At 34.0% G+C, this 13,295-nt stretch carries 15 protein-coding genes; 10 read left to right on the top strand and 5 right to left on the bottom strand.

Annotated features, from left to right (window positions below; genetic code table 11):
- Positions 1 to 109 precede the first annotated feature (109 nt).
- On the top strand, positions 110 to 391 hold the full coding sequence (locus tag ABID42_RS17435; protein WP_323258345.1) for a DUF2934 domain-containing protein: 282 nt from the start codon (positions 110 to 112) through the stop codon (positions 389 to 391).
- Between the two features lie 7 nt (positions 392 to 398).
- Here ABID42_RS17435 and ABID42_RS17430 read toward each other — a convergent pair whose 3' ends face one another.
- Complete coding sequence (locus tag ABID42_RS17430) at positions 399 to 1,295, bottom strand: 3-keto-disaccharide hydrolase (protein WP_367284778.1); 897 nt, start codon at positions 1,293 to 1,295, stop codon at positions 399 to 401.
- Positions 1,296 to 1,446: 151 nt separating this feature from the next.
- Between ABID42_RS17430 and ABID42_RS17425 the strand changes: the two genes are divergently transcribed.
- A complete protein-coding gene (locus ABID42_RS17425) occupies positions 1,447 to 2,202 on the top strand; it encodes a DUF6515 family protein (RefSeq protein ID WP_367284777.1) in 756 nt (251 codons plus the stop codon).
- Between the two features lie 50 nt (positions 2,203 to 2,252).
- On the opposite strand, the gene ABID42_RS17420 is transcribed toward ABID42_RS17425, so the two are convergent.
- From ABID42_RS17420 to ABID42_RS17410, 3 genes are all read right to left on the bottom strand, one after another.
- A complete protein-coding gene (locus ABID42_RS17420; RefSeq protein ID WP_323258348.1) occupies positions 2,253 to 3,533 on the bottom strand; it encodes a sensor histidine kinase in 1,281 nt (426 codons plus the stop codon).
- 229 nt (positions 3,534 to 3,762) lie between these two features.
- A complete protein-coding gene (locus tag ABID42_RS17415; protein WP_367284776.1) occupies positions 3,763 to 4,548 on the bottom strand; it encodes a 5'-methylthioadenosine/adenosylhomocysteine nucleosidase in 786 nt (261 codons plus the stop codon).
- Positions 4,549 to 4,698: 150 nt separating this feature from the next.
- A complete protein-coding gene (locus ABID42_RS17410; protein WP_367284775.1) occupies positions 4,699 to 6,000 on the bottom strand; it encodes an NCS2 family permease in 1,302 nt (433 codons plus the stop codon).
- A gap of 123 nt (positions 6,001 to 6,123) precedes the next feature.
- On the opposite strand from ABID42_RS17410, the gene ABID42_RS17405 reads away from it, so the two are divergent.
- From ABID42_RS17405 to ABID42_RS17395, 3 genes are all read left to right on the top strand, one after another.
- Positions 6,124 to 6,567 (top strand): DMT family transporter, encoded by a 444-nt coding sequence (locus ABID42_RS17405; RefSeq protein WP_323258351.1) that lies wholly within the window; start codon positions 6,124 to 6,126, stop codon positions 6,565 to 6,567.
- A gap of 76 nt (positions 6,568 to 6,643) precedes the next feature.
- Entirely contained in the window at positions 6,644 to 6,838 is a 195-nt protein-coding gene (locus ABID42_RS17400) for a hypothetical protein (protein WP_323258352.1), read from the top strand.
- A 101-nt stretch (positions 6,839 to 6,939) separates the two neighbouring features.
- Complete coding sequence (locus ABID42_RS17395) at positions 6,940 to 7,842, top strand: AraC family transcriptional regulator (protein WP_367284774.1); 903 nt, start codon at positions 6,940 to 6,942, stop codon at positions 7,840 to 7,842.
- Here the strand turns inward: ABID42_RS17395 and ABID42_RS17390 are convergent.
- Entirely contained in the window at positions 7,829 to 8,554 is a 726-nt protein-coding gene (locus ABID42_RS17390) for an RDD family protein (protein WP_367284773.1), read from the bottom strand. The genes ABID42_RS17395 and ABID42_RS17390 overlap by 14 nt on opposite strands.
- A 171-nt stretch (positions 8,555 to 8,725) precedes the next feature.
- Between ABID42_RS17390 and ABID42_RS17385 the strand changes: the two genes are divergently transcribed.
- From ABID42_RS17385 to ABID42_RS17365, 5 genes are read left to right on the top strand one after another with little or no spacing between them, the layout of a single operon-like run.
- The gene (locus tag ABID42_RS17385; RefSeq protein ID WP_367284772.1) at positions 8,726 to 9,694 is read left to right on the top strand and encodes a stage II sporulation protein M; all 969 of its coding nucleotides are present in this window, start codon (positions 8,726 to 8,728) and stop codon (positions 9,692 to 9,694) included.
- Entirely contained in the window at positions 9,666 to 10,676 is a 1,011-nt protein-coding gene (locus ABID42_RS17380) for a DUF8558 domain-containing protein (protein ID WP_323258356.1), read from the top strand. The genes ABID42_RS17385 and ABID42_RS17380 overlap by 29 nt, the downstream gene beginning before the upstream one ends.
- Positions 10,663 to 11,367 carry a DUF4129 domain-containing protein gene (locus ABID42_RS17375; protein ID WP_367284771.1) on the top strand — a complete coding sequence of 235 codons (705 nt, stop codon included), beginning with the start codon at positions 10,663 to 10,665 and terminating at the stop codon, positions 11,365 to 11,367. The genes ABID42_RS17380 and ABID42_RS17375 overlap by 14 nt, the downstream gene beginning before the upstream one ends.
- Positions 11,368 to 11,399: 32 nt before the next feature.
- Positions 11,400 to 11,957 (top strand): hypothetical protein, encoded by a 558-nt coding sequence (locus tag ABID42_RS17370; protein WP_367284770.1) that lies wholly within the window; start codon positions 11,400 to 11,402, stop codon positions 11,955 to 11,957.
- Between the two features lie 2 nt (positions 11,958 to 11,959).
- On the top strand, positions 11,960 to 13,216 hold the full coding sequence (locus tag ABID42_RS17365) for a DUF4350 family protein (protein WP_367284769.1): 1,257 nt from the start codon (positions 11,960 to 11,962) through the stop codon (positions 13,214 to 13,216).
- Positions 13,217 to 13,295 lie beyond the last annotated feature (79 nt).

The following is a 13,295-nucleotide window of genomic DNA, read 5'->3' as shown; positions in this document are numbered from 1 at the left end:
ATTTGATAAAAGACGGAGTAAAATTAATTTAAAGAAGATAATTCAGCGAAATTCAATAAATTATGTTGAAATTATTGAGCGAACAATATTTCTATTTAATGTCAAAATAATGCTATACGATATAACCATGTGCAAAGGAGAGGCTTGCCCTAAAAAACACCTTTGCTATCGACATACAGCAGACATTGAAGGGAGACAGGATTTTTTTCCTAATCCCCCTTTTGATGTTGAACAAAATACTTGTGAGTTTTTCTGGCAAGATGTTCAGCGTTTTGAACAAATAAAATTGCGTGCTTACGAAATTTATCTTGAAGAACGTCGCCCACGTGGCAGAGCGCTCGACCATTGGCTAAAAGCCGAACAAGAATGTATTGAAAAATGGAACAAGTAAAACGTCATTATTTTTTGCGATAAGTACAGCTTTTATTGTCAGATTCTTTATAATAAGATTTGTAATTGCTTGCTTTTGGGTCGGTACATCCTTTTAAATTCAGCAATTCTATATTACGGAAATCAATGGCATGGCTTTCTGCTTGCATTGCGATATAACCACCTTTCAATGGTTGTCCATCTTTTTTAATCCATTCTGCTCCATTATCAATCTTAGCTTGTTTCCAATCATAATCAGGACTAACAAAACCTCCGCCGATGTGTAATTTTTCGAAAGTCAATACTGTGTCGCCTTCAATGATATGATGAATCAACGAATCGCCATATACAATTGCCTCAGCTTTCACCCATTGGTCGCCGTGATATGTTTTTGAATGTGAATCTGTACAATGGTCAGTTACTATTTTTCCATTCATATATACTTCTGTACCCGGCGTACATAAATTTCCAGTATGACGCTCACCTTTTCCTAAACCACCTAATAATTGTAATTCCAAAGAAACTGGGAAAGATTGTCCTTTTGATAAACTTTTAGCTGATTGAGAGTGCAACATTACACCGCTATTTCTTACATTCCATGATGCACCACCAGCCAGTTGTTCTCCTTGAAAACGATATTCAAAGCGAATGATATAATAAGAATATGGCGTTTTGTAATAAATATGCCCAAACTTATCATCAAAAGTTTTGTATTGGTCATAAGCAATACGCATCATGCCGTTCTCTACACGAAAAGTATTTTTATAATTTACATTGAGGTTTTCACCAGCAATTTTGATGTCCCAGCCATCCAAGTTTTTACCGTTAAATAGTTTTATCCATTCTTGCTTATCAGCTTTTTTTTGAGCGAAGATTGAAAAAAAACAACCGTTTAATAAATAGATTAAAATAAGGTACTTTCTCATCTGTTATTTTTTTAGAAGGGTTTAAATGATTTTGTTTAAGCCAATAAATGCTCAATTTACTCAAATGTTAATGATTGTTAATGAAATGATATAGACTAAACTATTAAAATCATACCCAATCTAAACGACATAAAATTAAAAAAACACGATTATGAAAGCAATGCACATTCAACCTAACACTTCAGTAGAAGTTGGTTCTAAAAGTAAAATCACATTAGCCACGCTTATTTTGATGGCAAGTATAGGGCTTGGTAGTTCTTTTGCTGGTAACGCTCAAAATCCACATGGTGATAGAGGAAGAGACGACAAAGGCAAAAAAGAAAAACACGACAATGGAAATCATGGACGAGGCAGAGACGATAACCGTGGTAATGACAGATACGACAATAACCGTGGTGGCGACAGATACGATAACCGTAAAGTAGTTGTTAACAGAAGACCACAAACAACTGTAATTTATAGAAACAGTACTCCAAACTGGCGTTATGCTTCTTTACCAAGACGTAACACGGTAGTAAATGTTGCCCCGAGTACTTCTATTTCTGTTTCGTTCGGAGGAATAAATTTCCGTTATAACAATGGTGTTTATTACAGACCGTACCAAAACACATACATGGTTACGCCAGCACCGATAGGTATTAGAGTACAATATTTACCACGTGAACACAGAGTTTTTAATCTTTATAATCGTCCTTATCATTATTATAATGGAGCGTATTATGAATATCAAAACAACGATTACGTAGTGGTTCCTCCTCCAATCGGTGCTTTGGTTGAAAGTATTCCTGATGGTTATGAGAAATTACAAATCAATGGTGATACGTATTATATCGTTGATGGGGTTCAATATAGAGCAGTTTTACAAAACGGAGAAATCTGGTACGAAGTAATAAAAATCATTAGTTAGGTGTTTAGGTTTTCAGAAAGGTATCGGCATTTGTCGATACCTTTTTTGATTTAAACAATGTAGGGAATGAATAATCTAAACTCACAACCTTCCCCAATTTTACTTTTCAATTCTATTCTTCCTTTATGACCTTCCACCATTTCTTTCACATAATAAAGCCCAAGTCCAAAACCTTTTACATTGTGAACATCACCAGTATGTACTCTAAAGAATTTGTTAAACACTTGTTTTTGGTCTCTATCCGAAATCCCAATACCATTGTCTTTAATAGAAATCACCAAGTTGTTACCAATATTTTCTGAAGAAATCTTAATAAGAGGTTTTCGTTCGCAATATTTAACACCGTTGTCAATTAAATTGTGAATAATATTAGTAAAATGTAACCTGTCGGCTTTGATTAAGGCATTTTGGGCTTTCAATTCAACAATTAATTCTCCGTTTTTCTCCTTAAATAATGGCTCACAATTGATAGACAAATCTTCAATTAATTCATTAATATCTACTTCTTCAAAATTAAGTTTATCAATTTTCTGGGCAATGTTGGCAGTTTGCAAAACGGTATCTACATTTTTTTTCAGACGAGCCGCTTCTTTCCTGATAATGGCTGCATAGCTTAATAATCGTTCAGGAGTATTCACAATTTCTGGTTTCATCAGTACTTCACTGGAAATAGAAATGGTTGAAATAGGCGTTTTGAATTCATGCGTCATATTATTGATAAAGTCGTTCTGAATTTCAGAAAGCCTTTTTTGCTTGAAAATCAACATCAAAGCATACACGAAAAAAGCCATCACAACCAACAAAATTGCCGAAGAAACAAACCAATTGTCGAGATCGCTTAAAAGGAATAATTTTTTATCAGGAAAATGAACACCAAAGTAATAATTATGAATTTTCAAATCGGGAAAATGATAATTACTGGTAGAATCTGAACGGTCGCAATTTTCAGAATGACAAACAAAAGAAGTATAATTGATGTCATCTTTCAAGCAGTCATAAACACCAAATTCAAAATTGAGGCGAATATCATTATGAGCAAATTCCTGTTTTAGAAACTCCTCCAAAATCATGTGATTAATTGTATCATTTACCTGAACGGTATAATAATTTGAAGTAATTCGCTCGACAGGGTCAATCAATTTATTATTGGGATTTTTATTAAAATCCAACAGTCGTTTACTCACTACTCGCAAAGCGGAAGTTGCTCGCTGGTCAAAATCACGGTCTTGTATATCATAAGCCTGACGAAACCAATAATACTGTACAATAATTACTCCTCCCAAAAGAAGTACAGAAAGTGCAACGAATATTCTGAGTGTTTTTGAATTCATATTATTAGCCTTGAGCTATGAGTAATGAGCTTTTAGCTTTTTTGTTTCTTATATTTATAATTTAAGTCCAAAATCCTAAAGTCTTGAAGCTTGTTTTTAAAATTCCAAATTCCTCCAGTCCTAAATCTTCAAGTCCACAGTCTTGCTTCTTGTCTCTTGCTTCTAACATCTAAAAAGAAAGAACGCTTTTCTCAACAAAAATAGTTTTTCTATTAACAATCATTAACTTTTACAAACTTCCTAAAATCCCCAAAACCAAACTAGCTGAATTGTATGCTGCCACAAATTCAAAGGTTTTCATATCTAAATGTGCTTTTGAATTGGCATTATCGCTAATACTTCTGATGACCAAACAAGGAATTTTTTGTTGATAACATACTTGTGCCACGGCAGCACCTTCCATTTCGGTAGCATCTGCACCGTATTTTAGTCTTAATTCTTCTACTTTCTGATTTGAATTCACAAAAACATCGCCTGTGGCAATTGTTCCAGTCATTACTTTTAAGTTTCTGTTTCCGACAGATTTATAAGGTGTTTTATTGGAAATACTTTGTGCTTTTTTCAGTAAGATTTCATCCGCAGGAAAGTAAATCGGATTTAATTCAATATATGCAGGATTTCGAGTAGCACGCAAGGTAAAACCTGTAGAATCTATTTTGCCAAAATCGTGTTCAAAAGTAGCTTTTGCAATTACAATATCGCCCGGTTGTAAATCTGGATGAATCCCACCTGCAATTCCTGTAAAAATCAATTGTTCAGGATTCCATTTCATCAATAAAATACTTGTCGTCATAGCGGCATTTACTTTACCAACGCCCGTTAAAGCTACCACAACTGAACGTCCACGTAATTCGCCCGTCAAGAAACGAATGCCTTTTAGATTTACTTCTTTTTTATTGCTCAGTGAATCTTCCAATAATTTTACTTCCTGACTAAAAGCCCCCAAAATAGCCGTTAAAGGCTTTTGAGCTTGAATTTGTAAACTGATGAAGAGAAGGAAAAGTAATTTTTTCATGGGAAGTAATTTGAAAGTATGTTGATTTGAAAATGTATGCTTAAAATGAATACTCATGGCATGACTCTAAGTCATGCCATGAGTGAAATTAAATCAATATGAATTTGGAATAAAAGTTTACTCCTTCTTCTCAAAGCTTATAGCTCACCGCTAACTTATCCCTAAAGACAAGATTGCAAAGGCATCAATCACCCAAAGTGCGGTTGAGACTTCTTTGTGTTTTCCAGTGAATACTTTTATGATTGTCCAAGAAAGAAAACCCCAAATAATTCCTTGTGTGATGGAATAAGAAAAAGGAATCAGTACCAAAGCTAGAAAAGCAGGAATGGCATCATCCATTTTCGACCAACTGATTTTGGTAATGGGTTTCATCATAAATACTCCAACAAGTATCAAAGCTGGAGCCGTAGCAATGGAAGGAATCACCGACAATAAAGGCGATAAAAACATAAAAGGCAAAAACAAAATCCCAGCAGTAATGGCGGTTAAACCTCTTCTTCCGCCTTGTTCAATGCCTACTGCTGATTCTATGTAAGCAGTTCCGGGACTTGTTCCTAAAATGCCACCCAGCAAAGTAGCGACAGCGTCTGTCAATAAAGACTGTTTAATATTTCGTGGTTCGCCATTTTCATCATACAAGTACGCAGCTTCTGCCAAACCCACAAAAGTAGAAAGGCTATCAAACATATCAGTAAACACAAAAGCAAAAATGATAGGAAACAAAGCAAATTTGAAAGAGCCAATGATGTCTAATTGAAAAAGTAAACTAAAATCTGGAGAAGCGACAAGTCCATTCCAATTGACTAAAGTTTTTTGTCCGTAATTAATGGCTGAAGCATCTCCCCAAATTCTTCCGATAGGAATTGCCAACAAAGTAGTAATAATGATACCGATAATGATTGCACCTTTTACTTCACGAACAATCAAAATCGCAGTTAGTAATAACCCAATTAAAAAAGTAATGATAATCGGATTATGAAAACTGGCAATGCTCACCAAAGTAGCAGGATTTGAAACGATAAAATGTGCATTTTCGAAACCAATCAAACTAATAAACAAACCAATTCCAGCAGAAATAGCAAAACGAAGTGGTTTGGGAATCGCCTTTACGATATAAGTACGCAAATTAAAAATCGATAAAAGCAAGAAAAAAACACCCGCCCAAAACACTGCTCCCAAAGCTACTTGGTAAGAAATCCCCATGCCTTTTACGGCTGTGAATGTAAAAAACGCATTCATTCCCATACCCGGAGCAACTACAATTGGGTTTTTCGCATACAAGCCCATCATCAAACTACAAAAGAATGAAAGTAAAACGGTGGCTGTCAGCACGGCATCAAAAGGCATTCCAGCTTGAGAAAGTATAGAGGGATTGACGATGATAATGTACATCGTGGCTAAAAATGAACTTATGCCTGCAAGTATTTCAGTTTTTTTAGTTGTTGGTGACATATAAATGGTTTTTGTCTAAAAATAGGGATTGTTCATCAGAAAGACAATAAGAATGAACTATCAAACTTTAAATATGATTTTGCGAAAAACGTACTCAATGAATTATTTTTATTAAATTTCACGATGCAATACTTCTTTATGTTTTTGGCTTTTCTTTGCGGAGTGGTTTTTCCGATACAAGCTGGTTTGAATGGAAAAATGACTAAAATTGTTGAAAACCCAATTTTAGCGGCGTTTTTATCATTCTTGACGGGTTTAATTACTTTGGGCATTTATGCGATCATTACTAAAGTGCCTCTCAAACAAATTACTCATGCACAAAATGCACCTTGGTATGTTTGGTTTGCAGGAATTCTGGGTGCTTTTTATGTGAGTACAGTCGTAATTTTGATTCCAAGATTGGGCGTAGCATTTACTTTCGGCTTAATTGTAGCGGGACAAATGGCAATTTCTATGGCTTTAGACCATTTCGGATTATTTGATTTACCAGTAAAGCATATTTCGATTGGAAAAATTATTGGAGCTATTTTATTAATCATCGCTGTTGTGTTAATTCGCAAGTTTTAAACTGTTGTGATACCAATTTTGCTGTTTTTTTCGTTGAAATAGCATTGTGTTTAAAATCATTAAAGCATTGTCACTGATGAAAAAATTAATTCTTCTTACCGTTCTTTTCTCTTGTGTACAAGTTGAAAGTGAAGCATTTACTACAAGTGCTACAAAAACTACTATTGCTGAAAGCCAGTCACATTCGAGCTTAAAAACGAAGCGTCGTCGCAAAAAAGGCTTTCTTTGGGGAATCTTCAAGAAAAAAGATTGTGGCTGTCCGAAGCATTAATCATTTTTCAATTTGATTGATTTTTTATGGTTTTTTAGTAAAATATGTGCATTTTTACCTTAAAACTTTGGTTTTCAATCAATTCGATAAATTTACAATAAATGAAAGCTTCTTTTGAACAATTGAGTGATTCATCGAATAGCTCGATTTTCTTCAAACAATTAAGTTATTCTTATTTCGATGCTCCTTTTCATTTTCATCCAGAATTTGAACTTACTTTGATTGTAAAAAGTGAGGGAAAACGTTTTGTAGGAACGAACGTGGCTGATTTTCAGGCAGGTGATTTGGTTTTGTTAGGACCAAACATTCCGCATTGTTGGAAAAACGATGGAATTGGCCCTGAAGATTCATCACAGGCTATCGTTGTACAATTTAAAGAAGAAGTTTGGGGTGAAATGTTTTTTAAAAATCAAGAAATAGAACCCATCAGAATACTCCTTGAAAAAGCGAAACAAGGACTACAAATCACTGGAAAAACGAGAGACAGAATTGCCAAGGAAATGGTTTTTCTTTTGAATGTTCCTCCTTTTCAACGAATGCTTGGTTTGCTAGATTTATTGAATACAATTGCTATTTCTAATGATTTAAAATTGATTGAAAGTGAACCAAAGCAATTTGAAATGTCGGCTGTAGATTTAGATAGAATCAATAAAATTTACGCTTATGTCATCGAAAATTACACGCAAGAACTCCATTTAGAAACCGCCGCTCATTTAGCGAGTATGACAGAAACGGCTTTTTGTAGATACTTCAAGAAAATCACCAAGAAAACCTTCCTAGATTTAGTAACCGAATATCGCATCAAACACGCTTGTAATTTATTGGCAAATTCTGAAAAACAAGTAGCCGAAGTTTGCTTTGAAAGTGGTTTTGGAAATATTTCACATTTCAACAAGCAGTTCAAACAAGTAACTGGACAAAGTCCACTTGGTTACAGAAAAGTATTTTTAGCAAAAGCCGCTTTTATCAGAAGTGAAAGATGGGTGAAAGCTAGCCCTCAATAGTGGTTAAATAAGTGTGGTCTTTTAGTACTTGTTTCAAAAAATCAGCATCATCCAAATCAGTAATAACGCCCATTACTTCTTTTACTTTTTCAGTCGCTTCTTCAATCAATTGATGATTGTGTTCTCCTTTTTTCAACACAGCTCGAAGTGTTGAAATATCTTGATCAGATAAAATACTTACTTCTGGAAACATTACTTGATAATTTTCAGCAATACTTTCCTGACGAAGTTGTTCTAAACTTACTAATGGCTTGATTTTCACAACGGCTGTTCCTGCGGCAATATCCCCAATTCTTTGTCCTTTTCCATTAGCAGAAGCTACAACCAATGCCACAACTGAGCCAAAAATCATAGTATCGGCTAGTCTAAAAAGCCAACGCATCAAATATGCACCAAGAGTAGGTTGTGTTCCATCAAGATTAATTACCCTGATTTTCATGGCTCTTTTACCAATACTTTGTCCATTCATGAATACTTCAAAAAGTAAATCATAGCACATGATGGGTAAAATAAGAAAGACAAATAAAATGACAATGCCTAAAATATTATCATCAAAAGAAGCATCCAAGCCAGAAAAGACGAGTAAGTACAATGTTCCCCAAGCAAAAAAAATAATCCAGTCGATAATATGAGCTAAGATACGATCGCCAACACTTGCAGGTGTAAAGTCTAAAGCAACATTTTGTGTGGTTTGAATGCGTATTTTACTCATTGTTAATTTTTTAAGGCTGAGAATGTGTATTAATTTACCTAAAACTAAGAAAAGTTTTCGATGCAAAAAAGCTAGTAGTGTGGCAACTTTCAGAAAGTTTTGTAACTTTCCGAAAGTTAGCAGAGAGAAGCATTTCAAACAAATTTTATTTATAAGCCCTAATTTACTTTCATGCGGGAAGCCCTATTTAAAAAGCATAACCTCGACAAATGGCAGGAATTTGAGGAAGACGCTCTCAATGTCAATCCTGATATACTTTCTGAAAGATTTATAGCATTGACAGACGACCTTTCGTATGCTCGTACTTTCTACCCAGATTCTCCTACTACAAAATATTTGAATGGTTTAACATCAAGTCTTTTTAGTAAAATCTATGCGAATAAACGTGAAAAGGCTAATCGCTTTATTACTTTCTGGAAAGTAGAACTGCCTTTTTTGTTTTATCAATCTCAGAAACAACTACTTTTCTCATTTATTATTTTCACGATTTCAGCTTTGATTGGTGCTGTTTCAGTGGCTTATGATGATTCCTTTGCTCGTTTAATTTTAGGAAATGAATATGTAGAAATGACTTTAGAAAATGTAGAAAAAGGCGATCCATTGGCTGTTTATGGAAATCAGGATGAAATCTCAATGTTTTTTCTCATTACCATCAATAATATCAGGGTTTCGTTTATCACTTTTGTCATGGGAATTTTCTTCTCTGTTGGTACAGGATATTTCTTGATTTTTAATGGAATTATGGTGGGCGTTTTTCAATACTTCTGTTATCAACACGGTTTTTTAGAAACCTCTTTGTTGACAATTTGGCTTCATGGTACACTTGAAATTTCATCCATCGTAATTGCAGGTTGCGCAGGTTTGGTAATGGGCAATAGCTTATTGTTTCCTAAAACTTTTACCCGACTTGAGTCTTTTAAAAAAGGAGCCAAACAAGGCTTAAAAATTATCATTGGCTTAGTTCCTTTGTTTATTACTGCTGGTTTTATCGAAAGTTTTCTTACTCGTAAACATCTTTCTCTGATACCAAGTATGATGATTATTCTGCCATCGGCACTGTTTATCATCTGGTATTTTGTAGTTTATCCTATACAATTAAACCGTTTTTCTAATGAAAAATTCATCAAAAATAGTCTTTGAACAAGAGCGTGATTTCAGTGACAAAATCAATATCACTTTCAATTTTGTGACTGCCAATTTTAAACCTTTATGTTTGTCTTTATTGTATTTAACGGGTCCATTGGTACTGATTGGTGGTATTTTTAGTGGTTTGGTGCAAATTGCAGCTTTAGAAGTAGGCGGACTTGCGCAAGGACAAAGTCCAGAAGGTACAAATCCAGCAGAGATTTTCGGAGAAATCATTGGTAAAAATACAGCTTACTTATTGTCAGCGAATTACTTTTTTGCCTTGTTGTTTATTTTTTTAGCAACGATAATGGTTGCAGCTACGGTTTATGCTTTTTTCATCGAATATCAAGAATCGGAAGACCCAACAAACATTACTGTTCCAATGGTTTGGGAGCGAGTAAAAGGTTTATTTCTGCCAATTCTTGCCAGTATCTTGAGTGTTACAATCGCATTATTGGTTATTGTATTAGCTTTTGTTCTTTTTATAAGTATCATCAGTTCAGGTGCGGGTTCTGGTGTTGGAGCGAATTTGTCTATTTTCTTAACAGGAATGCTCTGTTTTATCACGATTTTGTATTTAGGAATAATCTTTATTTTAAATACACCAATTATAGCTTTTGAAAGAATTGGCACTTGGGAAGCTTTCAGCAGAGCCAATTATTTGATTCAACAAAAGTGGTGGTCAACTTTTGGTTTGATGATAATTTTTGCCATCATCAATTACTTTCTTTCTTTAGTTTTCTCAGCACCATCTATCATTATTACTTTTCTGAAAATATTTAAAGTAGGTGCTGGCGGTACAGGAAACATTCCAATTATTATTTCAACAATTTTTGCTACCATTGGGCGTGTATTAATTTCCTCATTAACTTATGTGGCACTAAGTTTTCAATACTTTAATTTGGTGGAAAGAAGAGATGGAAACTCTTTAAAATCTCAGATTTCAGACATTGGTCAGAAGAAAACATTTGAAAATGAAGATGAAGAATATTAGATTGTATTATCACATTTTTATAAATTTAATATTCCTTTCGGCTTTCTTTGGCTTCAATACTTTTGCAGACTCTACAAAAGTAATTGTGAGAAAACCAAGCGAAAGCCAGCTGAGTGCTTTCAAAAAACTGAAAGATTATCAATACGGAACAGAACAAGTAAATTATGTAGATACTTGGTGGAGGCGTTTTCTGCGTGAGCTTTTTGAGTGGTTTTCAGAAAGGTTTTCAGCTGTTGGAAATCCCGATATGTGGAAAGCTGTTGCTTACTTTTTTGTAGCTGTAGTCATTGTTTTTATTATTTTGAAATTGATTGGTGTTGATTTCGACGGACTTTTCAAGAAGAAATCTAAGTACAATATTCCTTATCAAACTGTTCAAGAAGATATTCATCAAATAGATTTTAATGAAGCCATTGCTGAGGCAGCCCTTCAAAAAAACTATCGTCTAGCGGTAAGGTTATATTATTTAAAAGCGTTAAAAGAATTGAGTGATGCAGGTTTGATTCATTGGCAAATCAATAAAACCAATCAATCTTACGTTTATGAATTACAATCATCTCAACTTAATGCTAGTTTTAATCAGGTAACACGCCAATTTGAATATACTTGGTACGGTGATTTCCCGATTGATGAAGCGCATTTCTTAGAGATTCGTGATTCCTTTTTAACATTCAGTAATCAAATTAACTAATACGATTCACAATCTAAATCGTACATAAAAATATGAAATATCTAGGTTCAGTTACTTTCTTTTCAATTTTGGTATTTATTGCATTTTCATCTTTCAAACCTTCTTCTCAAACTAATAAAGCTCAAGATGAAGGCGATGATTATGATACACTCGATTATTATACAATGAGTGTATCAGGCATTAAATTAGCGAGTAATTATGGTGCAATTTTAGACAAATTAGGTTCGCCAGATTCAGTAACAAAAGAGGAAACCCAAGATGCGCAACTATCAAATCATTTTGAAATGTATTTCTATGGAAAAGATACTTTCTTTGTGATGGACGAAACCGTTAGTGGTTTTGATTTAAAAACGCCAAAGTTCAAAATCGACAATTTAGATTTAAAAGTTGGCGATGCGATGGCGAAAGTAAAAAAACGTTTTCCAAAATCATATAAACTTCGTGACGTTGATAATTCTGTTGAAGATTGGATTACAACAGTAAGCATAAGATTCGGAACAAGTGATTCTTTTCTGGAAATTACCGTTCAAAACGATAAAATTATTAGCCTAACAACCATCACCGACGATGGTAGCGATTCAGAAGAGTAAGCATGAAAAAACACCGTTTGTATCTTCTAATCCTTTTTTCAACCGTTCTTGGCTTCGTTTTGGTAGAAATCTACAAACCAAAACCCATCGATTGGACACAGACTTATTCAAGTAAGGACAAAATTCCTTATGGTTGCGAACTATTGTATAAACTGCTCCCACAAGTATTCAGAAATCAGCAAATATCCGATAGCAAAGTGCCGATTTATCATAAAAGTGATGAATGGAAAAATAGAAAAAGCAATTATATCTACGTTTATCAGTATTTCAGAGCAGATTTAGCCAACTTGTCTAAATTGTTAAAATATGTTCAAGAAGGCAATCATGCTTTTATTGCTGCTGAAGATTTCTATGGACTAAACGATACGCTACATTTTGAAACAGCTTACCTTCAGAAATTCACAAAAGATTCTGTCAATATCAATTTCGAAAACCCAGCTCTCAAGCCCAATAAGCCTTATCTTTATCATCATCAATCAATAGGTAGCTACTTTTTACTTGATTTACCAAAAGATAGTTTGAAGAAAGTAATCATAAAAACTAATGCTAAAATCTTGGGTAAAAACTACGATGGCAAACCCAATTTTATCAAAATAGATTTTGGTAAAGGAGCTTTTTACTTAAGCACAGTTCCTAAAGTTTTTTCAAATTTTTATTTAGTGAAAGATAATAATGCAGATTATGCTTTCAAGGCACTTTCGTACTTGCCCGAAAACCAAGTTTTTTGGGATGAATACGTAAGCATCGTTGGCTTTGGGAAAAAGGACAGAAGTATTTTGAAAGCTAAAAATGCAAAAGGCGAAGACGACGGTATTGATACTTCTCCCTTCAAGTTTATTGTAAGTCAGCCAGCCTTGAAATGGGCTTATTTTATTACTTTAGCATCCTTGTGTATTTACTTGATTTTTGAAGGAAAACGGAAACAAAGAATTATTCCAATCATCGGAACGCCACAAAATACTTCATTGGCTTTCGTAGAAACAATTGGCGCTTTGTATTATAATCAGAAAGACCATCAAGCTATTTCAGAAAAGAAAATTGCTTACTTATTGGCATATATCAGGAATAAATTTCACCTGAAAACAACAGTAATTGACCAAGAATTCAGAGAAGATTTAAGTAGAAAAAGTAATCTAACAATTTCAGAAATCAACAAACTTTTTGACTACGTTGAAAATATCCAAATCAGTGAAAAAGTAACAGAAAAAGACTTAATCAAACTGAATAAATACATTGAAGATTTTTATCAAAAGACCTGATTAAGAGTTGTGAATTATGAGCAGTCTAGCACTGATATATCATACATGCTTTAAATCACGCAATAACATCGACACTTTA

Source organism: Arcicella rosea, assembly GCF_040543805.1.
Taxonomy (GTDB): Bacteria; Bacteroidota; Bacteroidia; order Cytophagales; family Spirosomataceae; genus Arcicella; species Arcicella rosea.
This window is presented reverse-complemented; position numbering and strand designations above follow the sequence as displayed.

Excerpts from the sequence above, each read along its gene's own strand:
- ABID42_RS17385 (WP_367284772.1), top strand. The coding sequence starts at position 8,726 with ATGCGGGAAGCCCTATTTAAAAAGCATAACCTCGACAAATGGCAGGAA.
- ABID42_RS17420 (WP_323258348.1), bottom strand. The coding sequence starts at position 3,533 with ATGAATTCAAAAACACTCAGAATATTCGTTGCACTTTCTGTACTTCTT.
- ABID42_RS17405 (WP_323258351.1), top strand. The coding sequence starts at position 6,124 with ATGCAATACTTCTTTATGTTTTTGGCTTTTCTTTGCGGAGTGGTTTTT.
- ABID42_RS17370 (WP_367284770.1), top strand. The coding sequence starts at position 11,400 with ATGAAATATCTAGGTTCAGTTACTTTCTTTTCAATTTTGGTATTTATT.
- ABID42_RS17400 (WP_323258352.1), top strand. The coding sequence starts at position 6,644 with ATGAAAAAATTAATTCTTCTTACCGTTCTTTTCTCTTGTGTACAAGTT.
- ABID42_RS17390 (WP_367284773.1), bottom strand. The coding sequence starts at position 8,554 with ATGAGTAAAATACGCATTCAAACCACACAAAATGTTGCTTTAGACTTT.
- ABID42_RS17430 (WP_367284778.1), bottom strand. The coding sequence starts at position 1,295 with ATGAGAAAGTACCTTATTTTAATCTATTTATTAAACGGTTGTTTTTTT.
- ABID42_RS17410 (WP_367284775.1), bottom strand. The coding sequence starts at position 6,000 with ATGTCACCAACAACTAAAAAAACTGAAATACTTGCAGGCATAAGTTCA.
- ABID42_RS17435 (WP_323258345.1), top strand. The coding sequence starts at position 110 with ATGCTATACGATATAACCATGTGCAAAGGAGAGGCTTGCCCTAAAAAA.
- ABID42_RS17375 (WP_367284771.1), top strand. The coding sequence starts at position 10,663 with ATGAAGAATATTAGATTGTATTATCACATTTTTATAAATTTAATATTC.
- ABID42_RS17365 (WP_367284769.1), top strand. The coding sequence starts at position 11,960 with ATGAAAAAACACCGTTTGTATCTTCTAATCCTTTTTTCAACCGTTCTT.
- ABID42_RS17425 (WP_367284777.1), top strand. The coding sequence starts at position 1,447 with ATGAAAGCAATGCACATTCAACCTAACACTTCAGTAGAAGTTGGTTCT.
- ABID42_RS17395 (WP_367284774.1), top strand. The coding sequence starts at position 6,940 with ATGAAAGCTTCTTTTGAACAATTGAGTGATTCATCGAATAGCTCGATT.
- ABID42_RS17415 (WP_367284776.1), bottom strand. The coding sequence starts at position 4,548 with ATGAAAAAATTACTTTTCCTTCTCTTCATCAGTTTACAAATTCAAGCT.
- ABID42_RS17380 (WP_323258356.1), top strand. The coding sequence starts at position 9,666 with ATGAAAAATTCATCAAAAATAGTCTTTGAACAAGAGCGTGATTTCAGT.